The following is a 21,081-nucleotide window of genomic DNA, read 5'->3' as shown; positions in this document are numbered from 1 at the left end:
ATAGCCTGGTATTGCCGCCTGCTGATCGCCATCTCGTGTTCACTCGACCCCAAACGGGCTCTCCGTCTCTGTCCAGTCCCAGCCCGGAAGTCGCGTCTGGAACCCCGCCGCGAGTGCGGCGTCCAGATCGTCGATACCGGCCCGTTCGCCCTCGTGGACGGTGATATCCGCGTAGTGAAAGGTCGCCTCACCGAGTAGCCGGAGGGGTTGCTGACCGGCGATCAGTCCTGCGAGTTCCCGTCCGAGCACTTCGTCGACGATGAAGCCGGGATAGTCGCCGTCCACGTCGAGTTGTCGCAACAGACCTACGAGCGCGGCCGCGTTGACCGCCACGTCGCCGTTCTCGAAGACGTCTCTGACAGCCTGTCGGTACTGGTCAGTCGTGACCGAATCGACCGACGTTTCGAAGGCGTCACTGAGGTCGTTGCGAACGCGGTTGATCACCGCGACGATGCGCTCGTCTCGATCCCGAACCCACTCGTACTGTTCGGTCACTGCCGCCGCCGTGAGATGCATATCGCTCACACGGATCTGACGAGTCTTAGGTTTACTGCAAACCGCGTGTGCTTCGTGCACGCCGTAACTACTTCACCAGCGGAAGAAAGACACCGAAAATCCAGATCGAGAAAAACCCAACGAGGATGCCGATCCCCTCGGAGTACAGAAACAGGGTATTCTCCCAGTCCGGGATCGGGGAAAGGATCGTGTGACCGAGAATCCCACCGACAGCACCGATCACAAACAGCGCGAGGCCGAGAGCGAACCCGGACTTTGTCATCTTGGCATAATCGACGGTTCCGTGATGGTTCATATGCGACGAACTTCCCTGCGTTTGATTAACTCTTTTGCTTGCCGCTGTCAACACCGAGCGCGTTCCCGGTGAACATGCTACCCGCTGCGGGTCACCGTGTCTCGCATCGGTCTGCACGATACCTCGTGACTGCTCTCTCTTCGACAGCGGGTAAACGGGTCAACGCGGCAGAAACTTGCGAAGGCTTTTATAATCACTGGCGTCAAGCAGAGGTATAGTCGGTTTTCCGGGTAGTCTACTCGGAGACTCCTGGCATCGCCGATCACACATGAGTGGTCTTACTGATACGTTCATCACCGAACGGAACCGAGCGGAGCGGGGTTCCCCCGCGAGCACTACACTGGAGCTATGAGTACGGTAGAAAATCAGCTAGCGGACATCGAAGAAGAGATAGAACGCGAGGTACCGAGCGACATCACCATCACGGAGGTCCGATACGAGGGGCCGGAACTGGTCATCTACACCCGGGACCCAAAGCGGTTCGCGCGCGACGGCGACCTGGTTCGGAAACTGGCCTCGAAACTCAGAAAGCGGATCACTGTCCGACCCGACCCCGCATCGCTCTCCCGCCCCGAGGAGGCCCGGGAGACAGTACTCAACGTAATCCCCGACGAGGCGGGCGTCACCGACCTGGACTTCCATACTGACACCGGTGAGGTCGTCATCGAAGCAGAAAAACCCGGGATGGTCATCGGCCGCCACGGGTCGACGCTTCGCGAGATAACGCAGGAAGTCGGCTGGACGCCCGAAGTCGTCCGGACCCCACCCATCGAGTCCTCGACGGTCAAGAACGTCCGGAACTTCCTCAAACAGGAGCGCAACGAGCGCCGGGACATCCTCGAACGGATCGGTCGGCAGATCCACCGCGAGGAGATGTCCGACGACCAGTGGGTTCGCATCACGACGCTCGGATGCTGTCGCGAGGTCGGTCGCGCCGCGTTCATCCTCTCGACGCCCGAAACGCGAATCCTCATCGACTGCGGGGACAAGCCCGGTGCGGACGACGAGGTGCCGTACCTGCAGGTGCCCGAAGCGCTTGGGTCGGGCGCGAGTTCACTCGACGCCGTCGTCCTGACCCACGCCCACCTCGACCACTCCGCGCTCATTCCCCTCCTGTTCAAGTACGGCTACGACGGGCCGATATACACGACCGAACCGACGCGGGACCTGATGGGACTGCTGACGCTCGACTATCTCGACGTCGCGGCGAAGGAGGGCCGTGCGCCCCCCTACGAGTCCGAGATGGTGCGCGAGGCGATCAAACACACCATCCCGATCGAGTACGGCAACGTGACCGATATCGCGCCCGACATCAAACTCACGCTGCACAACGCCGGTCACATCCTCGGCTCCTCGATTGCCCACTTCCACGTTGGCGATGGCCTGTACAACGTCGCCTTCTCGGGGGACATTCACTACGACGACACGCGCCTGTTCAACGGCGCAGTCAACGAGTTCCCCCGCGTGGAGACGCTCGTGCTCGAATCGACCTACGGCGGGCGAAACGACTACCAGACCGACCAGGAAGATTCCGAGCGAAAACTCCTCCATACCCTGAACAATACACTCGAACGCGACGGGAAGGTGCTCATCCCAGCGTTCGCGGTCGGTCGCTCACAGGAGATCATGCTCGTGCTGGAGGAGGCGATGCGAAACGGCGACATTCCGGAAGTGCCAGTACATCTCGATGGCATGATCTGGGAAGCGACGGCCATCCACACGACCTATCCTGAGTACCTGCGTGACGACCTGCGCGAGCGCATCTTCCACGACGACTCGAACCCGTTCCTCGCTGAGCAGTTCAACCACATCGACGCTGGCGAGGAGGAGCGGCAGGAAGTCGCGGACGGCGGCCCCTGCATCATCCTCTCGACGTCGGGGATGATGGAGGGCGGCCCCATTCTCTCGTGGATCGAGCATCTCGGGACCGATCCCGATTCGACGCTCGTGTTCGTCGGCTACCAGGCACAGGGAACGCTCGGACGACGGATCCAGAACGGCTGGGACGAGATCCCGGTTGGTAACGGAAACGGTCGCGGCCGGGGGAACACACTCACCCTGAAGATGGATGTCGAGACGGTCGACGGCTTCTCCGGCCACGCCGACAGACAGGGGCTCGAAAACTTCGTCCGGACGATGAATCCACGCCCCGAGAAGGTGCTCTGTGTCCACGGCGACGAGTCCTCGACGCAAGATCTCTCCTCGGCGCTGTATCACGAGTACAATATGCGCACGTTCGCCCCGAAGAACCTCGAAACGTTTCGCTTCATCTGATACTGCTGGCTGTACCATTTTGAAGAATTCGCCACCGCGGGGTGGCGAATATCTTTGCGAACGTACAGCCAGCAGTATGAGTGTCGTCCTCTCCGTGACCGCTTGATATCCCGCACAACATCCATACATGTCCGCGGACAACTAGACCACGAGATGCCCAGAGAGACATCCACCCGCCGGGAGTTCCTCAAACTCGGGAGTGTCAGCCTCGTGACAGCACTTGCAGGTTGTAGCGCGCCGTTCTCGGACGATGACTCGCCACCCGCCGAGCAAACTGACACCCCCCAGACAGAGCCACTCGCCAAAGCGGACGGAAGTGAGTACACGCGAGTCTACCGTGATACCATCCCCTCGGTCGTTCTGGTGCAGACAGGCCAGGGACAGGGAACTGGGTTCATGTACGACGACGAACACGTCATTACGAACGCCCACGTCGTCGGGACCGCTTCGACCACACAACTCCGGTATCACGACGGCACGTGGGGGGACGGCGAGGTTCGCGGAACGGACCCCCACAGTGATCTCGCGGTCATCAGCGCGGAGTCTGTTCCCGATACCGCTCAGCCACTCCCGTTCATTAAAAAGGCCCCGGTCATCGGCCAGAAAGTCGTCGCAATCGGGAACCCCTACGACCTCGATGGTACTGTCACGTCAGGCATCGTCAGCGGCACCGACCGGCTGATCCCGTCGCCAGCCGGGTATCGGATCCCCGATGCGATCCAGACTGACGCCGCAGTCAACCCGGGCAACAGCGGCGGGCCGCTGATGTCTCTGGACGGGACTGTCGTCGGCGTCGTCAACTCGAAGCGCGGAGACAACATCGCCTTTGGGATCTCGGCTGCGCTCACCCAGCGCGTCGTCCCGCGACTCATCGACACTGGCGATTACGAACACGCCTACATGGGCATCTCACTCGATACGGTGACCCCGACCGTTGCCGACGCGAACGGGCTGACGGAACCTCGGGGATTGCTCGTCGTCCAGACCGTCCGCGGCGGGCCAGCGGACGGCGTGCTCCAACAGAGCACCCTCGAATCCGCCGACGGGACGCGACTCCCGGTCGGCGGGGACGTCCTCCTTGCAGTGGAGGGAACACAGATGCGTTCGTTCGAGGACCTGGCGAGCTATCTCGCGCTCCGGACACAACCGGGGGATACGATTCAGCTGACGATCCTCCGGGACGGCACCGAGCAAACCGTCGATCTGACGCTCAGTTCCCGCCCCGACCGCTCGCAGTCGCCGCTCCGGTGATGACTGGTCTGCTCACCGCGAGACAAACACTCATGGGCGTGCTGACAGTAGAGACGGTATGCACGTCCGCGTCAACGCGGCGATGAGCGTCGACGGGAAGCTCTCCTCGCGGGAGCGAACGCAGGTGGAGATAAGCGGAGCAGACGACTTCGACCGGGTCGACGCGCTGCGAGCCGACAGCGATGCGGTCGTGGTCGGCGTCGGAACTGTGCTCGCGGACGACCCCTCGCTCACCGTCGATAGCGAGCGTCGTCAGAGCGAACGCACAGCGGCGGGCGACCCGCCGAATCCCGCACGCGTTGCGGTCGACTCGCAGATCCGAACGCCGCCGGACGCCACGATACTCGACGACCGCGCGGAGACGTATCTGCTCGTCAGCGACCGGGCACCTGACGCTCGTATCTCTCGAATGGAGGACCTCGGCGCGACGGTCATCCGGGCCGGAACGGACCGCGTCGACCTCGAAGCAGGGCTCTCGGAACTCGACGCTCACGGGATCGACCAGTTGCTCGTCGAGGGCGGCGGGGAACTCATCTTCTCGCTGTTCGCGGCGGAACTGGTCGACGAACTCTCGGTGTTCGTCGGGTCGATGCTCGTCGGCGGGCAGGGCGCGCCGACACTCGCAGACGGGGAGGGGTTCGCCGACGACTTCCCGCGACTCTCCCTCGATACTGTCGAACGACTCGACGACGGCGTGTTGGTATCCTACGACGTCCCCTGACTGCCGTCCGACCGTTGGGTCATTATCCGCCCCACTCCCCGCCGATGTCGTCTCGAATCTGCGCTCGCCAGGCCTCGAATCGCTCTCGGCACGTCGCTTCGTCTTCGATGTGGTCGATAAAGCCCATCCCGCCATCCGAGAGTGACGTGCCACAGAACGGACAGCAGTCCGGATTGTCCCACCCCGGAGAGTCGCGTGGCGGATGGTCTTCTGTCATGACGCTATCCCTCTCCCTCTGACTGATACGGCTCGCCGACCGCCTCGCGCGGGAGCACGTTGTGGAGTTCCGCCTCGAGCGCCTCCGAAGACTCGAACGTCTCCGTGGTGCTGTCAGCGATCAACCCGCCGAGATTCGCCTCGCCGTCAGCCAACTGTAACGTGACGTCTGCGAGCTGTTCTGCTGCCACGTCCCGGTCGATTGGGTAGTCGAGTTCCTCGAACACTGCCGAACTGGCGTTGAGTGTTACTTCGCGTGTCATCGTTCGAACTACGTCAGAATCGGTAATAAGTGCATATTCCGCGCCGAGCATAGCCTGACGCTACGAAGCGATCGATCGGCGATGCGAGGTGAACGGTTGCGAGCGGACGGCAAAAGGACAATTCGCTCAGTGCGAGTGGCCGGTCATCTCACCGTAGCTCTGTCCGAATCGCTCTTCGAACAGGTCCATCGTCAGCTCTTCGGCCGCCTCGATGTCCTCGTCGACGTCGCCGTGTTGGTGATGGACGATGCCGTGGGCCTGCTGTGCGATTCCGAGCATCGCGAGGTCCCCCACGACGGTGGTGATGTCCTCGTCGCCCTCGCTGAGCATCTCGAGGATGGCAACGGGAACCGTCAGTTCGTCGCTCGCGTCGTCGGTTTCGATTCGGACGGTAGCAGTTTCTTCTGCCATACCTCTACAAGAGAGCGCTGTCCTAAAGTCTCTGTGTCTTTGTGCGATGACTCGGACAGACCGCCGGACCGAGTCCTCAGTCGTCGCGTTCCGCAGCGGCCGTCTCGCCGGATTCCACGGCGACGGGAACGTCTTCGAGATACTCGTCGGCGTCCATCGCGGCCTTACAGCCCATACCGCCAGCGGTGATCGCCTGCTGATAGTGGTGGTCGACGACGTCGCCCGCGCCAAAGAGTCCCTCGACGGCAGTTCCGGTCTGCCCGCCCCCGTCGCCGCCGACCGTCTCGATGTAGCCCGCCTCGTCCATCTCGACGCCGGTGTCTTCGAGATACTCGGTGTTCGGCGTGTGCCCGATTGCGAGAAAGACCGCGCCGACGTCCATCTCGAACTGTTCGGTCTCGGGGTCGTCGAGGTGTTCCTTGGGATGGCCCGACTTGTTGCGAGCGAGGGTGACGTGGTCGACGCCCTCCTCGGGCGAGCCGTGGACTTCCAGCAACTCGGTGTTTTTCATGATCTCGATGTCGCCTGCCTCGGCCTTCTTTCGCACGCGCTCGACCCAGTGGGCCTCCGCGCGGAAGTTCTCTCGGCGGTGTGCGAGATAGACGGTGTCAGCGAACTTCGTCAGGAAGGTAGCCTCCTCCATGGCTGCGTCGCCACCGCCGACGACAAGCATGTCCTCACCGCGGAAGAACGCGCCATCGCAGGTCGCACACGTCGAGACGCCATACCCCATGAGTTCGTCCTCGCCGGGGACGTCGAGCGTTCGCGCGCTCGCTCCCGAGGCCGCGATGAACGCGTCACAGGAGTAGGTATCACCGTTCGAGACTGTAACGAGAAAGTGCCCGTCGTCTCGCTTTTCGACGCGCTCGATGACGCCGTGCTGTGTCTCCGAGCCGAACTGCTCGGCCTGCTCTTTCATCCGGTTTACGAGTTCCGTCCCGCCGATGCCCTCGGGAAAGCCGGGATAGTTTGCCACGTCGGTCGTGAGCGTCAACTGCCCGCCCGGTTCGTCGCCCTCCAGCACGAGCGGGTCGTTGTTCGCACGACCGGCGTAGATTGCGGCCGTCAGTCCGGCGATCCCTGTCCCGGCGATTATCATCCGCCGGTGTTCGCGCACCTCAGAGTCCATACGCGAAGTTGGGCAAGAACCGGTTTGTAGGTTGCGCTGTAGCCTCGACTCGTTAGCTATGGGAAAAGAGCCAAGCGCGACGGGACCCGACCACCGCGTATGGCCGAACTCAGCGAAAAGACGGACCGATACGAGCGGTTGCTCTCCGAGGCTGTCGCGGAGGCGACAGTCGCCGGACCAGCCGAGACGCCACTCGCAGACGCCGGAGCTGACTGCATGGAGATGGCCGAGTCGTATCTCGAAGACGGGCGTCACTTCCGAGACGACGATGATCTAGTGAACGCCCTCGCAGCGTTTTCCTACGGCCACGCCTTCCTCGATGCTGGCGCCCGAATCGGCTTGCTCGACGTTCCCCGGGAGGGACACCTATTCACCGTGTGACCTGAGCAGCTTCCGGCCGTCCGGTCCCCCTACCACGAAGTTTATGTTGTGGGGTGTGTTGTACACTCACATGAACGAGGCGACTGTTCGGCTCGTGTGTCCGGAGTGTGGGAAAGACTGGCAAACGGATCCTGTCGACTTGCCCGAGAGCGGACGAACGTTTCACTGCCCCAACTGTCACGCGAGTCGTCGGCTTTCCGAATATCTGCATACAGAGCGGGACCTGCAGGTGCTCCAGAAGCTCGGTTGACTGACGGTCGCAGGGCAACACTCGGTCTCTGATCGCCAACGCCGTAGGATCTTTCTAACGACTTTTCCGACCTCTCTGTCGTCGATATACACTCTATAACAATCACACACTGTCGGGTAAGCCGGTATTACACGCCGACGAAAGTGGGTTGATCCCACTCGTTCGGCAGCACGGAGGAGAACATGAACCAAGCCGAACTGACCCCGACACGTGGTCGCAGTATCGAGCACAGGACGACGAGACAAGCGGAGACGGAGGTAAGTCATGGCTAAGTCAGAACAGCCAGACACTGTCAGTCACACGTGCGAAACCGGACCGGTGACTGTCGAGAAGGATCCGGAACGGCGGGAAGATGGCCTTCTCCTCAGATACACGATACTATCCACGGCCGACGAGCCGCTGGAGGTGGTGCTGGAGGACAGTCTGCCCGTGGAGGACTACTCGAAGATAGGCTTTCACCGCGCCCATCAGCCGAATACGTGGGAGGAAACCGACGACGATACGATCCGCATCGAACAGTCAGTGGATCCCAACGAGGAGTGTTCGCTCACGCTCGGTATCGTCTTCGCGAGTGAGCCGTCCGGGGCTGTCTCACTGTCCGAGCAGCCACAGATCACGCACAGCCGAGTGACGACGGAGCGACAGGACGACGGAGAGAACAGTGCGGGACTCCTCGGACGGGCCCGAGAGACGATTTTTCAGGACAGTGACGAGGCGCCTGACGACGACGAAACGGAGCGACTCTCGCTTACCGCACCGGCCGACGATTCTGCCGAGACGACTCCGGCCCGTGACGGTTCGACGGATGGTGAGAATGTGACGGAGGGCGACAGCTCGGCGGCGAACGCGGGGAGCGACGAGCAGGAGGAGAAGACCCCGGAGAGCGACGAGGGGACGCTGAACCTGACAGACCCGACGGACAGCGATGTGACCGACAGGTCAGATGAAGACACTGAGACCCGACCGACTGAGGCAGACGACAGCACACACTCAACCGAACACGACAGCGACCGAACAGCGATGAAAGACACATCCACAGACACCGATGCGGGAACGAACTGGCACAAAAACTCGCCAGCGAACCTCTCACTGAGCGATACCAAGATGGCAGAGGCCGGTGGCGACACGGACGGACGTTCCTCGGAAGTCAGTGAAGATTCAGGTGAAGCGACTGACGAACGGAACCGCTCCGTGCCCAAGCGAAGTCTCGTGTCCGAACTGACCGAAGAGCTAACGGAACTCGACGGGTCGTCCGACGAAGCCGCGTCCCTTCGGGAGGCACTTGAGCGTACGGATATGATGCACACCGCAGAGGCCCACTCTCGAACGGACCAGATCAGACTGCACCACGTTCAGGCACGGATGGACGACTTCGCCGCCTACGTGGACCTGCTAGAGGAGTTTATCGACGAACGTGGGACGCCAACCGAGTACGCCGACGAGACCGACGAGACGCTCGACAGCATCGCAGGCGATATCGGTGAGATGGAAGACCGACTCTCGGAGCTAGAAGCGGGCCAGTCGTCGATTCGATCGAACGTACAGGAAATCGAGACGGCCGTCGAGGAACTCACAGCCGAACTCGAACGGGCACAGGAGTCAGTCGAGGAACTGACTGAAGACTATGGCCGCGAACTCGAGGACCTCTCCAGCCAGCAGGCTGATACCGAGGCTGCCGTCGAGGCGATGGAAGAGCGAATCGAGACGGAACTCGCCGACATACAGGTGCGCGTCGAGACGGTCGAGGCGTTCAGTTCGCGACTGGAGGAGGCATTTGGGGCGACCCCCGAGGAGGAAGGATGACTATCAGCACGAACCGGCAACCCTTCCCAGGAATGTCCGTGGAGAACGCGGTGGCAGCACTCACGGATACGATCGACGGAGAGATCCACCTGTTTGCAGGGTACGACCGTGAGACGTTCACACCGTATCATCTCGGTGATTCCTTCGTCGATACGCACTCGGTCGACGATCTGCAGTATTACTTTGGTGTCGACTTCCTTGAAAACGATCTGTTCACCGATAGCCTCTTCGAGCACGCCTCTCGTGTGGAAGGGGACGTGCGGATCCTCGACGACCGCTGTATCGTGACGAGATATCACGACGACGGCGCACTCATGGCGATTGTCGGCGGCGACCAGTCCATCGACCGGATACAGACAGCACTGTCCAACATCGCGACCGGAGGTGACCCATGACTGACCGAAAACTGGTGTCAGAACTGATAGACGAATCGCCCGCGACAGAAGAAGACGAGGACGACGGCGTCTCCCGGCGTCGGTTCGGAGCGCTGGCAAGCGGACTCGTCACGCTCGGGGCACTGGGCGGTGGATACACGCTGTTACAGATCGGAACGGAACCAGCCCTCGCGTTGGACAGCACCAACCAGTTCATCGCAAACGGGGCGAGTGTCACCGCACACGACGGGAGTGTCTCGACGGTCGAGTTCGGTGATCCAGGCGGTACCACCGACCCCGGGGCAGACGACAACAGGATCGCACTTGCCTGGGAGGGCATCGACGACCCGACACACGATGACCCGAATGTCTCACTTGCGGTGCGGGGCCATCCGAGTGACTTCAGTGGCGGCGCGAAGCAGTGGGAGGAAGTGCTCTCACAGGCAGACGCGGTGTCGATAACCGCGACGAACGGGACAGCGACATACTCCTGGAGCGACGTGTTCGGCCAGCAGACGGCAGACGTACTCTCTCACAGCGGACTCAGCGCGTCGGATTTCGAAGCGACAGCCGATGGCGAGTCGCGTGTCCGAGAGCTTCAGGCGAAGTTCCGTGTCGAGTGGACGATCGACGACGAACCCACAACGCTCACAGCAGAAAGCGCAGGGAAAGCGACGATCACGGTTACCAACGCCACGGCAAGCGCCACGAGCACCACACAGGGAAGTTTCAGCGTCGATTCGGACGAAGAGGTCGGGGGCTGAACACGACTGTCATCCGCGCTTGACTCCTTCTTTCACGCAGTTTACGTCGGCGACCGCGCGCCGCAGGCGTCACACTGGAGGATCTCTGCACCCTGTTCGCGCTCGATGTTCGTATCGGGAAGCCCACACTCCGAACAGAGGACGTACCGGTCTGCGTACGCCGAGAGCCCATCCTGAATCCGGTCCGCGTCGAACTCGCCGGTGAGTCGCGCACGACCGCTTTCGTCGATGTGTGCGCTCGTCCCGAGTTCGTCCTGGAGGAACTTCAGCACGTGATCTCCCTCGCGGCCCAGGTCGTCACACACCCCTTTGAAGTTCTCGAACACGGTGGCGTGGCCTTCCTGACGAACGTCGGGGTCGGGGACGGTGAACCGGTGTGAGTCCCCCTCGATATCCGGTGTCTCCTCGATACCGCGGTCGAGCATGTCGTCGTAGTCCATACCAGATTATACGGGGTCTCGATTAAAATGTGCCGTGATTTCGACCGAAGTGCGGCGCTTTCACGACGATAGTTCCCGGATCGGTCAGAGGGCCTCCTCGTCCTCGACTGGTGTCGCGGGGACGCCGGCCACTGTCGTATCCGGCGGCACGTCCTCTGTGACGAGCGAGTTCGCCGCAACCTTCGCGTTCTCCCCGACGACGACGCCTGGAAGAACCACCGCGCCAGCACCGATCATCGCGCGCTGTTCGATCACCACCGGTCCGGTGCGGTACTCGCCAGCGAGAAACTCGTGACAGAGGATAGTCGCGTCGTAGCCGATGACCGCGTCCGCCTCGACTGTGATCTTGTCCGGCCAGAACACGTCGGGCGTCGACTCCAACCCCCATGCCGCGCCCGACTCGACGTCCATCCCGATGAGTCGAAAGAGGGCGCGCTTGAGTCGGAGACTCGGTGAGATACGACAGAGCAGAATGACAGCGTAGTTGATCACGACGCGTATCGGATTTCGCTTGCGATACCACCTGTGGAGCGAATTGTGTCCCTGTTCGGTCGGATGGCGCGTCACGCGCTCGCGACGGCTGGGTCCGCTCGTCGTGGAATCCGGTTCGGGCGAATCGTGTGCCGCGTCCGAGCGCTCGTCGTCAGTCATGCGGAGCGCCGTCAGTTCCCGCGGAGTTCTATCATGTGGTCGATGCGTTCGTTCACCAGGTCCGGCTTGCCGATGTCGTGACGCACGCGCATCCCGTCTCCGACGGCCGAGAGCGCGTCGTCTGCGATTTCCTCGGCCTCCGTGATGGACTCTGCGACGCCGACGACGGCGAAGGACCGCGACGTCGTCGTGTAGATACCGTCCTCACGCTCGTCGACACTCGCATAGAACAGCAGCGCATCGCCGATGCTCTCCTCGTCGACGGTGACTTTGGTGCCGCCCTCGGGGTCTGTGGGGTAGCCGGCGGGAACGGCGTACTTGCAGACCGTCGCCTGTCGGCTGAAGGTGAGTTGCGGGAGTGCGACCCCGTCGTGGGCCGCCTGCAACACGTCGAGAAAGTCCGTCTCCAGGACTGGGAGCGTGTTCATCGCTTCGGGGTCGCCAAAGCGGGCGTTGAACTCGACGACTTTGATCCCGTCTGCCGTCAGCATGAACTGCCCGTACAGGACGCCCTTGTACCCGTCGAGAGCGTCGACGACTTCTTGCAGGATGTCGACTGCCTCCATGTACTCCTCGTTGGTCATGAAGGGCAGTTCGAGCGACCCGTCGCTGTAGGAGCCCATCCCGCCGGTGTTTGGCCCCTCGTCGCCCTCGTAGGCGCGCTTGTGGTCCTGCACTGCTGGCGTCACGCGCAGGTCGCCGTTCGCGACGAACGCCTGCACCGTGAACTCCTCGCCGACAAGTCGCTCTTCGAGCACCACCTGGTCGTAGTCCGAGGCTCTGAGGTACTCCTTTGCCTCCTCGGCGGTCACCTGGTCGCCGATGACGCGGACGCCCTTGCCCCCGGTCAGTCCGGCGGGCTTGACCGCCAGATCGCCGTCGTACTCGTCGATGTACTCGCAGGCCCGCTCCATGTCGTCGAACGTCTCGAAGTCCGGACAGCCAGAGATCCCCTTCTGCTTCATGAAGCGGCGCTGAAAGGCCTTGTCCGTCTCGATGCGGGCCTCGGACTGCTGGGGGCCAAAGGCGTAGACACCAGCGTCGTCGAGCGCGTCAGCGACGCCCGCTTCGAGGGGCGCTTCCGGCCCGATCACCGCGAGCGTTGCGTCGATGTCTCGCGCATATTCGGTCACCGCCGAGGGGTTCGTGGTGTCGAGTGACTCGAACCCGTCGGCGATACGCGCAATCCCGGGATTGCGGTTGCCCGCGCAGGCGTACAGTGCGGCGTCGCTGTCTGCAAGCGCACGTGCCACTGCGTGTTCCCGACCGCCGCCGCCGACCAGCAGTACTGTCTCGTCCATACCCGTATGCGGGTCCGAACTGCGTGTAAATGTTGTGTTCTGCACGGCGATGGGAGCAATCTGCGAGGCGATGTTCCCCTGACGGAGCGCGATCAGTCGGCTGTATTCGAGTGCGGATGAGTGCGCTTACCTGTCACGAGTGTCAACCAGTCCCTATGAGTTCCCCCGTGGAGGAAAACCGGCTCGACGAGGAGGAGAGCCCGTATCTCCGTGCCCACGCCGACAATCCCGTCAACTGGCAGCCCTGGGACGAGCAGGCGCTGGCGGCGGCACGCGAGTTGGACCGACCGATCTTTCTCTCTATCGGCTACGCGGCCTGTCACTGGTGTCACGTGATGGCCGACGAGAGCTTCGAGGACGAGGAAATCGCCGAAATTCTGAACGAACAGTTCGTGCCGATCAAAGTCGACCGTGAGGAACGTCCCGACGTCGACAGCATCTATCAGACGATCTGTCAGCGCGTGAGCGGAACTGGCGGGTGGCCGCTCTCGGTCTGGCTGACGCCCGACCAGAAGCCGTTCCACGTCGGGACCTACTTCCCGAAGGAACCCAAGCGCGGCCAACCCGGATTCCGCCAGTTGCTCGAAGACATCAGCGCATCCTGGAGCTCCGATGACCGCTCGGAACTCGAAGACCGGGCCGAGCAGTGGACGGGAGCTGTCGCGGACGAACTGGAATCGACGCCCACTGACGCCGAACAGCCGGACGACGACGCCGTCGAAGATGCGGCGAGGGCGGCCGTGCGAGGTGCTGACCGCGAGCACGGCGGCTGGGGGAGCGGCCCGAAGTTCCCCCATCCCGGCCGACTCCATTTGCTCATGCGTGCCTACGACAGAACCGACCGCGACGTCTACCGGGACGTGCTCACCGAGACGCTGTTTGCGATGTGCGACGGCGGCATGTACGACCAACTCGGTGGGGGCTTCCACCGGTACGCCACCGACCGCACCTGGACCGTCCCGCACTTCGAGAAGATGCTGTACGACAACGCGGAGATTCCGCGGGCGCTGATCCACGCCTATCAACTCACCGACGAACAGCGTTTTGCGACCGTTGCCGAGGAGAGCCTGGATTTCGTCGAATCGGAACTCACACACGAGGACGGGGGCTTCTACAGCACACTCGACGCACAGAGCGTCGGTGAGAGCGGCGAGCGCGAGGAGGGGGCGTACTACGTCTGGACGCGTGAGGAGATTGAGGGACTTATCGACGACTCCGAGGAAGCGAACCTCTTCGCTGACCGTTTCGGGGTCGACCAGACCGGCAATTTCGAGGGGGCGTCGGTACTGACACTCGGTTCGTCGGTCGAACAACTCGCCCGGACGTATCAGCTCGAGGAATCTGAAGTCGAGGAGTCACTCGCGCGGACACGCGAGACGGTGCTGGCAGAGCGCGAGACACGCTCACGGCCGCCGCGTGACGAGAAGATTCTCGCAAGCTGGAACGGCCTCGCCATCTCTGCGTTCGCAGACGCCGCAATCGTCCTCGACGACTCGTACGCGGAGACAGCAATCGACGCCCTGCAGTTCCTGCGAGAGCATCTCTGGGACGACGACGAACAGCGTCTCCTGCGCCGATACAAGGATGGCGTGACGAAAATCGACGGCTACCTCGAAGACTACGCCTTCCTCGGACGGGGTGCCCTCGACTTCTATCAGGCGACCGGCAACGTCGACCAGCTTCGATTCGCGCTCGACCTGGGTCGCGCCATCGTCGACGAGTTCTGGGACGACGACGCGGAGACGCTGTACTTCACCCCCGAGCACGGCGAGTCGCTGATCGCTCGGCCCCAAGAGTTGCACGACCAGTCGACGCCGTCGAGTCTCGGCGTCGCGGTAGAGTTGCTCTGGGCGCTCGACCACTTCGTCGACGACGACGCGTTCGGAGACGTTGCCGCGAGCGTCGTCGACACTCACGGATCGCGCGTTCGGACGAATCCGCTGCAACACGCTTCGCTCACGCTCGCGGCCGATACTGTCACAAACGGGGTGCTCGAACTGACACTCGCCACGGACACGATGCCCGAGGAGTGGGCTGAGATTCTGGCAGAACGGTATCTCTCGCCGCGGTTGATAGCACGCCGCCCGGGCGACGAGGAGACGTTCCAGAACTGGCTCGACTCGCTCGGCCTCGAATCGGCCCCGTCGCTGTGGAACAACCGTGACCAACTCGACGACAAACCGACAGCCTACGTCTGTCGTTCCTTCACCTGTTCGCCGCCGCGGACCGAACTCGAAGCGGCCCTCAACTGGGCAGAGAGAATGCTCAACTACTGATCGAGAGAACGCTTTCAGTCACTGCTGTTCTACGTCACCGAGCACCTCTTCGAGGCGGTCAGCGATCCAGACCGCAATCGGCTCCGGTTCCTCCTCGACGAAGCGAACGATTTCCTCGCCGTTGCGTTCCACGACGACCGTCGGGATGTACTCGATGTCGTACTCCTCGACGCCGGGGCCCTGCTTGTCTTCGTCGACCGGGTAGTGTTCGATGTGGCTCTCTGGCACGCTGGCTGCTTCGAGCGCTGCCCCGAAGTCGGGAAGCTGTGCTCGGCAGTCCTTGCACCAGTCCCCACCCCACACCTTGTAGACGACCGCCGTGTTGTACGCTTCGAGCGTCGCTACCGTGTCGGCGTAGGCGTCCGCCATCCAGACGGGGTTGGGTTCGAGCGTTTCAAGTGTCATACGTACCCTTGCGTGTCCAGACGAATTAAGGTTTTCAGCCGTGAGACACCTCCGGCGGTTCTGTCGAGCAAGGCGGCCCGCTGGGTCTGTCGGGCTGCATGCGGAGTGATTGGATCGGTTGACAGCAGACGTTCTGCCCGCTCGTCGTCTCCCGTTCTTTTAAGCGACGGGGGAGTGTATCCCCGCTATCGACATGTCGGGTCTGGTCGACAGAAGTGATCTGCAACTCCTCCGAGTTGCGGCGTTTCTCGCTGTCGTGGTGTTGCTACTCGCGCTCGTCCCATTCGCGCTCGGACTGGGGGGTGTCGACATCCGGGGGACGGCAGATGCACCCGACGGTGGAACGCTAGTCGTGCTGTCGGCCACCGGCGACGCGCCCGCCGACGAGGGAACCTCGCTCGGAACCGTCGAACTCGACGTTGCGGCGGGAACGCACACTGAGCCAGTCGATCTCGACCGCGTGACCGTCTTCTGGGTCGCCAATCGGACCTATCGGGTGACGGCCCCGGATGCCACGGGCGGCAACGGCACATTCGCCATCGACGGCGACAGCGTCCTCGAAAACGGCGAACGCGCACACCTGCAGTTCGACCTCGGAAGCGACGACATCGACGGCGCGGAGGAGTTCGGAGAGCGACTTGCGGCCGGGGAATCGGTGCGAATCGTCGTGCTGACCGGGACCGAATCGATCGAACGGGAACTCACGGTTCCGGACCCAATCGGGGATGCACCGGTTTCGCTCTGACTGTGGCTGTCAGCGACCGGTGGATCAGGCTTCTTCGCTAAGACGCTCGTACTGGTCGACAAATGCACTCTTGCAGGACGCACAGCAGAAGTGATAGACCTCTCCGTCGATTCGCTCGCGTTCGCCTTCCTCGGTGACCGTGTTTCCACACTCGACACACTCCGGCGCGAATGTCGCATCACCGACCTGTGGCTGCCAGTCTCGGCCATCGAGCAGTCGGATCTCGTACTCGCGCACCGCGTCGAGGTCGAGTCGGTCCCGAACGGTCTCCCCGGCGCTGGTCGCCCGAACCGTCATCGTCGCAACGACGGTGTCGTCGACCGTCCGGAAGACGTGTTCTGTCTCTTCAGCGGCCGCGAGTGACGCTTCGATATCGGGGCCTGCGCCCGACACGCCGGTCACGGTCACCAGCACAGGCACGCCCTGTGCGAGCACACTCCGGTCGATGTCGACAGTGAACCTGCGGATGACGCCCATCTCCTGAAGCCGCTCGATCCGGTCCGAGACAGCGGGCGGTGACAGGCCGACGGCGTCGGCAATCGCGCTGTACGATCGCCGGGAATCCGACAACAGAATGTCGAGAATCTCCCGGTCGGTTTCGTCGAGTTCGTCCATACGCGACAGACGAGTCCGAGCGTGAAAAACCCGTGCGAGGCCACGCTGGTCGCGACCACGAGAGTCGGCGTAGGCAGTCAGGCGAGACGCTCGATATCGGCCGCCCCGTCGACGGTGCGGACGTATATCGTGGAGGCGATTTCGTCCGGGACCGAAACTGTATCGCCGTCGGGCAGTTCGACGGTGAGCATCCCGATGGGGGCGACTTCCTCGACGACTAGTTCGGTACCCGGGCTGATCCCGTGGGCTTCGAGATAGTCGAGTTCCTCCGGGTCCCGGTCACGGACGCGGTGGACGACGACCGTGTCGCCCTCGCCGTGTTCGATGAGCGTCGAGTCGGGCGCTTCCTCGACCGGTTCGAGCGTGTCTGCGGGGATTGGGTCGCCGTGGGGGTCGACTGTCGGGTCGTCGAGCGTCTCCGCGACGCGGCGCTCGAACTCCTCGCTGATGTGGTGTTCCAGCCTGTCGGCTTCCTCGTGGACCTCCGACCAGCTGTAGTCGAGTTGCTCCGCGAGATACGTCTCCAGCAGCCGGTGATGGCGGATGACTTCGAGCGCGACGGCTTCCCCCTCCTCGGTCAGTTCCGCGCCGCTGTACTTCTCGCGCTCGACGAACCCTCGCTCGGCCAACTTCTCCATCATACTCGTGGCCGTCGGCGGCGTCACGTCGAGCAGTTCGGCGATCGCCGAAGTCGATGCCGGTTCCCCCGTCCGCTGTTGCACCTCGTAGACCGCCTTCAAATAGTCCTCCATCTTGGCACTGAGCATGGTCGGATTAGACGCGTCAAAACCATAAGGATACCGTCGCCGTGCGGTCGCGTTCGGGAAAGCGAACTTCAGCGTGTCAGTCCCTCCGCTCGGCCGTCTCGGTGGTTATGAAATGAACTCGTTGCTGCGCCAGTCGACGCTGTCGTCGGACTCAGAATCAGTGGGGTCCTCAGCCACAGTCACGGATGCTGGCCGCCGGTCACCGTCGACGATGCGGACAGCCTCGATGTCCTCCTCGTCAGCGGCGACGGCTGTAAGTGTCCCTCGTTCTGCGCGTTCGGCGATCTGACACAGCACCTCGAACATCTGGTACTGCAAGGCCGTGTTCTGCAGAACAGTCTCCCGGTCGCCCTTGAAACACGCGTATTCGACGAGTTCAGATTCGATCTCTTCTTCCTCTTCGAGTGCGCCCCACTGCGGGCCGCCGCCGCCTCGCGGTGGCTTTCCGTGTTCGTCCTCGGGTTCGTCCTCGTACACTCGATTTTCGGTAACGCTCGCCTTCAACTGGGCGGTCGGGGTGTACTTGCTGATGCTGTCGTCGCCGGGAACGGCGCTGATGATGAGCGTGTTGTTTCGTCGGGTGATGTCGACGTCTTCGACGTTTTCGGGGAGGTCCGGATCGTCGAAGTAGTCGTACACGTCTTCGAGCGGCAGTTCCAACGTCGAATGAAGTCTGTATACACGGCTGGTCATGGTTTGAATTGGTTGGGGTGGGTCCACGGGCCTGCGCTGGTGACGGGATGTCACCTGCATCTACGCACCCCATCCATATATGGGCTATCCTTCGAGCGCCGAGAAATACATCGGGCGAGTGGCTGGTCGTCGCCGTCACCATCCCTTTCTGTCGTTACAGCAACTGGTTAGTCTGCGCCAGCAGCCAGTGACGACGGACGCTCGGTCACCAGGTCCCCAAACGAGACCTGCACGCCGCTGTCGGAGTCGATGGAGACAGTGATGTCCTCGACCTGCACCGTGTACTCGCTCGTATGTTTCCCGGTGGTAGACAGGCGGATTTGTTCCTTGAGAAATCCGGCTTCGTTCAACTCCTCCAGCTTTCGATAGGTCGTCGAAAGCGCAATATCACAGCGGTCTGCGATCTCCTGTGCGGAGAGGGTGTCCGTACTCGTCGCTTCGAGAATCGCCCGGCAGTTCTCGTCTTCGAGGACCGACAGCACGGAGTCGATGTCCCCTGATTCCTCGTCGGCCGCCGTCCCATTCCGCTGTCGCGCGCGTGGTGCTGGGGTTTGTGTCATGCTTGCTTCTTACTCCCGGGAAACAACCAGTCTGTCACACGCATATACGGGGTGTTTTTTATACGGGGTGGCTGGTGCTGGCGTCGAACGCGGTCGTGTCCGCTAGACGCGTCTGCACCGAGGCTGTGACGATGTGACCGACAGAGTGAACGATCACCTTCATGGCGGGCGGGGACGAAAGCCTCGGCATGAGTCATATCCACACCGCTGACGGGGGGACGATACGGCGGGCGAAGATCGTCTGTACGCTCGGCCCCGCATCGTCGGACGCCGAGACGATCAGGCGACTCGCACACGCCGGGATGTCCGTCACCCGATTCAACGCCAGCCACGGGAGCACGGACGAGCGCGGTGACCTGATCGAGACCGTACGGGCGGTAAGCGACGATCTCGACAGACCGATCGCGACGGTTCTGGACCTGCCTGGCCCGGAGATCCGAACGGCGGCTATCGACGAACCGATCCACCTCGAATCTGGGTCGGAGGTCGAACTGTTCGAGGGGGAGACGGCGACAGTCGACCGGATCGGCCTGTCCACGTCACTCGAACGGGCGAGTGCAGGCGACGAAATCCTCATCGACGACGGGCGGATCGAGGCGGAGATAACGAGCGTCTCCGGGGGGATCAGAGCCAACATCGTCTCGGGCGGAAAGCTGACGAGCAGGAGCGGCGTGAACGTGCCCGGTGTGGATCTGGGGCTGCCATCGGTCACCGACGCAGACAGACGCGAACTCGACCTGGCGGCGGAGAAGTCGGTCGATTTCGTGGCTGCAAGCTTCATTCGGGGGGCAGACGACCTGTTCGACATCAGCGCGGAACTCGAAACGCGCGGGGCGGATATCCCGCTGATCGCGAAAATCGAGCGCGCGGATGCTGTGGAGAATCTGTCCGAGATCATCGAGGTAGCGGACGCTGTCATGGTCGCACGCGGTGACCTCGGGGTTGAGTGCCCGCTCGAAGACGTCCCCATGATCCAGAAGCGAATCGTCCGGCAGTGTCACCGCGCTGGCGTCCCAGTGATCACCGCGACGGAGATGCTCGATTCGATGATCCACGAGCGCCGCCCCACCCGCGCGGAGGCCTCAGACGTGGCAAACGCGGTGCTCGATGGCACCGACGCGGTGATGCTCTCCGGGGAGACGGCCATCGGCGACCATCCGGTTCGTGTCGTCGAGACGATGGACCGCATCATCCGCGACGTCGAGAACAGCGAGGAGTACGACGACGTACTCGAACAGCGGGTCCCACCTGCGAGTGACACCCGGACGGACGCGCTCGCCCGGTCGGCCCGCTATCTGGCGCGGGACGTCGATGCCGACGTGATCGTCGCGGCGAGTGAATCGGGCTACACGGCGCTCAAGGCCGCGAAGTATCGCCCTCACATCCCCATCGTCGCGGCGAGTCCAAACGAGTCCGTTTGCAGAGAGTTGACGCTGTCGTGGGGAACGATCCCAAAGCTGACGAAACACATCGAAGACAGCGCCGAGATGGTCATCCAGCAGGCGATTCACGCCGCACTCGATACCGGCGCCGCCGAAAGCGGCGACACCGTGGTCGTGCTCTCGGGGATGATGACCGAGTTGAGCGGGTTCGACACCGCGAACACGCTGAAGGTCCACGTCGCCTCGGAGACGCTCGTCTCCGGGCGCTCTGTCGTTTCGGGCTTTGCCAGCGGGCCACTGTACCGTGTCGACGATGGCGACCTTGCTGCGATCCCGGAGGGAGCGATCATCGCAGTGCCAGCCTCATTCGACGGCGAGTTCGAGGGCGACGTGTCGAAGCTGTCGGGGATCATCAGCGCACGCGAGGGGATGACCGGCTACTCGGCTATCGTCGCCAGAGAACTGGAGATTCCGATGGTCGGACACGCACAGATCCCGGACGACGTCGCGGATGGGGCCGAGGTGACACTCGACGCCGAACGCGGCGTCGTCTACTCGGCAGCGGACCAGACCGAGCGGCCCTGACCGCGTGTCGGTG

The 21,081-nt window shown here is 62.6% G+C and carries 25 protein-coding genes; 11 read left to right on the top strand and 14 right to left on the bottom strand.

Annotation, left to right across the window (positions count from 1 at the left end; genetic code table 11):
• Positions 1-39 precede the first annotated feature (39 nt).
• Both ACMGFL_RS07175 and ACMGFL_RS07170 read right to left on the bottom strand, forming a co-directional pair.
• Positions 40-516 carry a DUF7984 family protein gene (locus ACMGFL_RS07175; RefSeq protein WP_436934852.1) on the bottom strand — a complete coding sequence of 159 codons (477 nt, stop codon included), beginning with the start codon at positions 514-516 and terminating at the stop codon, positions 40-42.
• A gap of 67 nt (positions 517-583) precedes the next feature.
• Positions 584-811 (bottom strand): DUF7860 family protein, encoded by a 228-nt coding sequence (locus ACMGFL_RS07170; protein WP_436934851.1) that lies wholly within the window; start codon positions 809-811, stop codon positions 584-586.
• 348 nt (positions 812-1,159) lie between these two features.
• Here ACMGFL_RS07170 and ACMGFL_RS07165 point away from each other — a divergent pair, with 348 nt between their 5' ends.
• The 3 genes from ACMGFL_RS07165 (at position 1,160) to ACMGFL_RS07155 (ending at position 5,057) form a co-directional block, all read left to right on the top strand.
• Positions 1,160-3,085: a beta-CASP ribonuclease aCPSF1 gene (locus tag ACMGFL_RS07165; protein WP_436934850.1), complete on the top strand. Its 1,926-nt coding sequence runs from the start codon at positions 1,160-1,162 to the stop codon at positions 3,083-3,085.
• A 153-nt stretch (positions 3,086-3,238) separates the two neighbouring features.
• Positions 3,239-4,336 (top strand): S1C family serine protease, encoded by a 1,098-nt coding sequence (locus ACMGFL_RS07160; protein WP_436934849.1) that lies wholly within the window; start codon positions 3,239-3,241, stop codon positions 4,334-4,336.
• A 58-nt stretch (positions 4,337-4,394) separates the two neighbouring features.
• A complete protein-coding gene (locus ACMGFL_RS07155; protein ID WP_436934848.1) occupies positions 4,395-5,057 on the top strand; it encodes a 2,5-diamino-6-(ribosylamino)-4(3H)-pyrimidinone 5'-phosphate reductase in 663 nt (220 codons plus the stop codon).
• Between the two features lie 22 nt (positions 5,058-5,079).
• Here the strand turns inward: ACMGFL_RS07155 and ACMGFL_RS07150 are convergent, their stop codons facing one another.
• The 4 genes from ACMGFL_RS07150 to ACMGFL_RS07135 all read right to left on the bottom strand — a co-directional run bounded on the left by ACMGFL_RS07150 (position 5,080) and on the right by ACMGFL_RS07135 (position 7,076).
• Positions 5,080-5,274: a DUF7501 family protein gene (locus ACMGFL_RS07150; RefSeq protein WP_436934847.1), complete on the bottom strand. Its 195-nt coding sequence runs from the start codon at positions 5,272-5,274 to the stop codon at positions 5,080-5,082.
• Between the two features lie 4 nt (positions 5,275-5,278).
• The gene (locus tag ACMGFL_RS07145; RefSeq protein ID WP_436934846.1) at positions 5,279-5,536 is read right to left on the bottom strand and encodes a DUF5789 family protein; all 258 of its coding nucleotides are present in this window, start codon (positions 5,534-5,536) and stop codon (positions 5,279-5,281) included.
• A 126-nt stretch (positions 5,537-5,662) separates the two neighbouring features.
• Positions 5,663-5,947 carry a DUF7545 family protein gene (locus ACMGFL_RS07140; RefSeq protein WP_436934845.1) on the bottom strand — a complete coding sequence of 95 codons (285 nt, stop codon included), beginning with the start codon at positions 5,945-5,947 and terminating at the stop codon, positions 5,663-5,665.
• Positions 5,948-6,023: 76 nt separating this feature from the next.
• A complete protein-coding gene (locus ACMGFL_RS07135) occupies positions 6,024-7,076 on the bottom strand; it encodes an NAD(P)/FAD-dependent oxidoreductase (protein WP_436934844.1) in 1,053 nt (350 codons plus the stop codon).
• A gap of 99 nt (positions 7,077-7,175) precedes the next feature.
• On the opposite strand from ACMGFL_RS07135, the gene ACMGFL_RS07130 reads away from it, so the two are divergent.
• The 5 genes from ACMGFL_RS07130 (at position 7,176) to ACMGFL_RS07110 (ending at position 10,648) form a co-directional block, all read left to right on the top strand.
• Complete coding sequence (locus ACMGFL_RS07130) at positions 7,176-7,457, top strand: DUF357 domain-containing protein (protein WP_436934843.1); 282 nt, start codon at positions 7,176-7,178, stop codon at positions 7,455-7,457.
• A 70-nt stretch (positions 7,458-7,527) separates the two neighbouring features.
• Entirely contained in the window at positions 7,528-7,707 is a 180-nt protein-coding gene (locus ACMGFL_RS07125; protein ID WP_436934842.1) for a DUF7836 family putative zinc-binding protein, read from the top strand.
• A gap of 264 nt (positions 7,708-7,971) precedes the next feature.
• A complete protein-coding gene (locus tag ACMGFL_RS07120) occupies positions 7,972-9,510 on the top strand; it encodes a hypothetical protein (protein ID WP_436934841.1) in 1,539 nt (512 codons plus the stop codon).
• Positions 9,507-9,905, top strand: a complete 399-nt coding sequence (locus ACMGFL_RS07115) for a hypothetical protein (RefSeq protein ID WP_436934840.1) — start codon at positions 9,507-9,509, stop codon at positions 9,903-9,905. Before ACMGFL_RS07120 ends, ACMGFL_RS07115 begins: the two co-directional genes overlap by 4 nt.
• Positions 9,902-10,648: a hypothetical protein gene (locus ACMGFL_RS07110; protein WP_436934839.1), complete on the top strand. Its 747-nt coding sequence runs from the start codon at positions 9,902-9,904 to the stop codon at positions 10,646-10,648. The genes ACMGFL_RS07115 and ACMGFL_RS07110 overlap by 4 nt, the downstream gene beginning before the upstream one ends.
• Before the next feature lie 41 nt (positions 10,649-10,689).
• Here ACMGFL_RS07110 and ACMGFL_RS07105 read toward each other — a convergent pair whose 3' ends face one another.
• From ACMGFL_RS07105 to purD, 3 genes are all read right to left on the bottom strand, one after another.
• Complete coding sequence (locus ACMGFL_RS07105) at positions 10,690-11,088, bottom strand: translation initiation factor IF-2 subunit beta (RefSeq protein WP_436934838.1); 399 nt, start codon at positions 11,086-11,088, stop codon at positions 10,690-10,692.
• 84 nt (positions 11,089-11,172) lie between these two features.
• Positions 11,173-11,739 carry an acyltransferase gene (locus tag ACMGFL_RS07100; protein WP_436934837.1) on the bottom strand — a complete coding sequence of 189 codons (567 nt, stop codon included), beginning with the start codon at positions 11,737-11,739 and terminating at the stop codon, positions 11,173-11,175.
• Between the two features lie 11 nt (positions 11,740-11,750).
• On the bottom strand, positions 11,751-13,040 hold the full coding sequence (gene purD, locus ACMGFL_RS07095; protein WP_436934836.1) for a phosphoribosylamine--glycine ligase: 1,290 nt from the start codon (positions 13,038-13,040) through the stop codon (positions 11,751-11,753).
• Between the two features lie 155 nt (positions 13,041-13,195).
• Between purD and ACMGFL_RS07090 the strand changes: the two genes are divergently transcribed.
• Positions 13,196-15,316, top strand: coding sequence for a thioredoxin domain-containing protein (locus ACMGFL_RS07090; protein WP_436934835.1), 2,121 nt, complete (start codon positions 13,196-13,198; stop codon positions 15,314-15,316).
• A gap of 18 nt (positions 15,317-15,334) precedes the next feature.
• Here ACMGFL_RS07090 and ACMGFL_RS07085 read toward each other — a convergent pair whose 3' ends face one another.
• Positions 15,335-15,721, bottom strand: coding sequence for a thioredoxin family protein (locus ACMGFL_RS07085; RefSeq protein ID WP_436934834.1), 387 nt, complete (start codon positions 15,719-15,721; stop codon positions 15,335-15,337).
• A gap of 193 nt (positions 15,722-15,914) precedes the next feature.
• On the opposite strand from ACMGFL_RS07085, the gene ACMGFL_RS07080 reads away from it, so the two are divergent.
• Positions 15,915-16,466 (top strand): hypothetical protein, encoded by a 552-nt coding sequence (locus ACMGFL_RS07080; RefSeq protein WP_436934833.1) that lies wholly within the window; start codon positions 15,915-15,917, stop codon positions 16,464-16,466.
• Positions 16,467-16,490: 24 nt separating this feature from the next.
• Here ACMGFL_RS07080 and ACMGFL_RS07075 read toward each other — a convergent pair whose 3' ends face one another.
• From ACMGFL_RS07075 to ACMGFL_RS07060, 4 genes are all read right to left on the bottom strand, one after another.
• Positions 16,491-17,081 carry a winged helix-turn-helix transcriptional regulator gene (locus ACMGFL_RS07075; protein WP_436934832.1) on the bottom strand — a complete coding sequence of 197 codons (591 nt, stop codon included), beginning with the start codon at positions 17,079-17,081 and terminating at the stop codon, positions 16,491-16,493.
• Between the two features lie 77 nt (positions 17,082-17,158).
• Entirely contained in the window at positions 17,159-17,848 is a 690-nt protein-coding gene (locus tag ACMGFL_RS07070) for a metal-dependent transcriptional regulator (RefSeq protein ID WP_436934831.1), read from the bottom strand.
• Positions 17,849-17,953: 105 nt separating this feature from the next.
• Positions 17,954-18,541: a DUF7110 family protein gene (locus ACMGFL_RS07065; protein WP_436934830.1), complete on the bottom strand. Its 588-nt coding sequence runs from the start codon at positions 18,539-18,541 to the stop codon at positions 17,954-17,956.
• Positions 18,542-18,708: 167 nt separating this feature from the next.
• Positions 18,709-19,101: a helix-turn-helix domain-containing protein gene (locus ACMGFL_RS07060; protein ID WP_436934829.1), complete on the bottom strand. Its 393-nt coding sequence runs from the start codon at positions 19,099-19,101 to the stop codon at positions 18,709-18,711.
• Positions 19,102-19,322: 221 nt separating this feature from the next.
• On the opposite strand from ACMGFL_RS07060, the gene pyk reads away from it, so the two are divergent.
• On the top strand, positions 19,323-21,068 hold the full coding sequence (pyk, locus tag ACMGFL_RS07055; RefSeq protein WP_436936426.1) for a pyruvate kinase: 1,746 nt from the start codon (positions 19,323-19,325) through the stop codon (positions 21,066-21,068).
• Positions 21,069-21,081: the final 13 nt, after the last annotated feature.

The sequence above is a fragment of the Halovenus marina genome (genome assembly GCF_051414115.1).
In the GTDB taxonomy this organism is placed as follows: Archaea; Halobacteriota; Halobacteria; order Halobacteriales; family Haloarculaceae; genus Halovenus; species Halovenus marina.
The sequence above is the reverse complement of the archived record's forward strand: the minus strand, read 5'-3'. Positions and strand labels throughout refer to the sequence as shown.

Bases quoted from the DNA above. Each gene is read 5' to 3' on its own strand.
- ACMGFL_RS07080 (WP_436934833.1), top strand. From the start codon at position 15,915: ATGTCGGGTCTGGTCGACAGAAGTGATCTGCAACTCCTCCGAGTTGCG.
- ACMGFL_RS07060 (WP_436934829.1), bottom strand. From the start codon at position 19,101: ATGACACAAACCCCAGCACCACGCGCGCGACAGCGGAATGGGACGGCG.
- ACMGFL_RS07130 (WP_436934843.1), top strand. From the start codon at position 7,176: ATGGCCGAACTCAGCGAAAAGACGGACCGATACGAGCGGTTGCTCTCC.
- ACMGFL_RS07160 (WP_436934849.1), top strand. From the start codon at position 3,239: ATGCCCAGAGAGACATCCACCCGCCGGGAGTTCCTCAAACTCGGGAGT.
- ACMGFL_RS07085 (WP_436934834.1), bottom strand. From the start codon at position 15,721: ATGACACTTGAAACGCTCGAACCCAACCCCGTCTGGATGGCGGACGCC.
- ACMGFL_RS07175 (WP_436934852.1), bottom strand. From the start codon at position 516: ATGCATCTCACGGCGGCGGCAGTGACCGAACAGTACGAGTGGGTTCGG.
- ACMGFL_RS07065 (WP_436934830.1), bottom strand. From the start codon at position 18,541: ATGACCAGCCGTGTATACAGACTTCATTCGACGTTGGAACTGCCGCTC.
- ACMGFL_RS07110 (WP_436934839.1), top strand. From the start codon at position 9,902: ATGACTGACCGAAAACTGGTGTCAGAACTGATAGACGAATCGCCCGCG.
- ACMGFL_RS07170 (WP_436934851.1), bottom strand. From the start codon at position 811: ATGAACCATCACGGAACCGTCGATTATGCCAAGATGACAAAGTCCGGG.
- ACMGFL_RS07150 (WP_436934847.1), bottom strand. From the start codon at position 5,274: ATGACAGAAGACCATCCGCCACGCGACTCTCCGGGGTGGGACAATCCG.
- ACMGFL_RS07090 (WP_436934835.1), top strand. From the start codon at position 13,196: ATGAGTTCCCCCGTGGAGGAAAACCGGCTCGACGAGGAGGAGAGCCCG.
- ACMGFL_RS07155 (WP_436934848.1), top strand. From the start codon at position 4,395: ATGCACGTCCGCGTCAACGCGGCGATGAGCGTCGACGGGAAGCTCTCC.
- purD (WP_436934836.1), bottom strand. From the start codon at position 13,040: ATGGACGAGACAGTACTGCTGGTCGGCGGCGGCGGTCGGGAACACGCA.
- ACMGFL_RS07125 (WP_436934842.1), top strand. From the start codon at position 7,528: ATGAACGAGGCGACTGTTCGGCTCGTGTGTCCGGAGTGTGGGAAAGAC.
- ACMGFL_RS07135 (WP_436934844.1), bottom strand. From the start codon at position 7,076: ATGGACTCTGAGGTGCGCGAACACCGGCGGATGATAATCGCCGGGACA.
- ACMGFL_RS07070 (WP_436934831.1), bottom strand. From the start codon at position 17,848: ATGCTCAGTGCCAAGATGGAGGACTATTTGAAGGCGGTCTACGAGGTG.
- ACMGFL_RS07140 (WP_436934845.1), bottom strand. From the start codon at position 5,947: ATGGCAGAAGAAACTGCTACCGTCCGAATCGAAACCGACGACGCGAGC.
- ACMGFL_RS07165 (WP_436934850.1), top strand. From the start codon at position 1,160: ATGAGTACGGTAGAAAATCAGCTAGCGGACATCGAAGAAGAGATAGAA.
- ACMGFL_RS07115 (WP_436934840.1), top strand. From the start codon at position 9,507: ATGACTATCAGCACGAACCGGCAACCCTTCCCAGGAATGTCCGTGGAG.
- ACMGFL_RS07105 (WP_436934838.1), bottom strand. From the start codon at position 11,088: ATGGACTACGACGACATGCTCGACCGCGGTATCGAGGAGACACCGGAT.
- ACMGFL_RS07075 (WP_436934832.1), bottom strand. From the start codon at position 17,081: ATGGACGAACTCGACGAAACCGACCGGGAGATTCTCGACATTCTGTTG.
- ACMGFL_RS07100 (WP_436934837.1), bottom strand. From the start codon at position 11,739: ATGACTGACGACGAGCGCTCGGACGCGGCACACGATTCGCCCGAACCG.
- ACMGFL_RS07120 (WP_436934841.1), top strand. From the start codon at position 7,972: ATGGCTAAGTCAGAACAGCCAGACACTGTCAGTCACACGTGCGAAACC.
- ACMGFL_RS07145 (WP_436934846.1), bottom strand. From the start codon at position 5,536: ATGACACGCGAAGTAACACTCAACGCCAGTTCGGCAGTGTTCGAGGAA.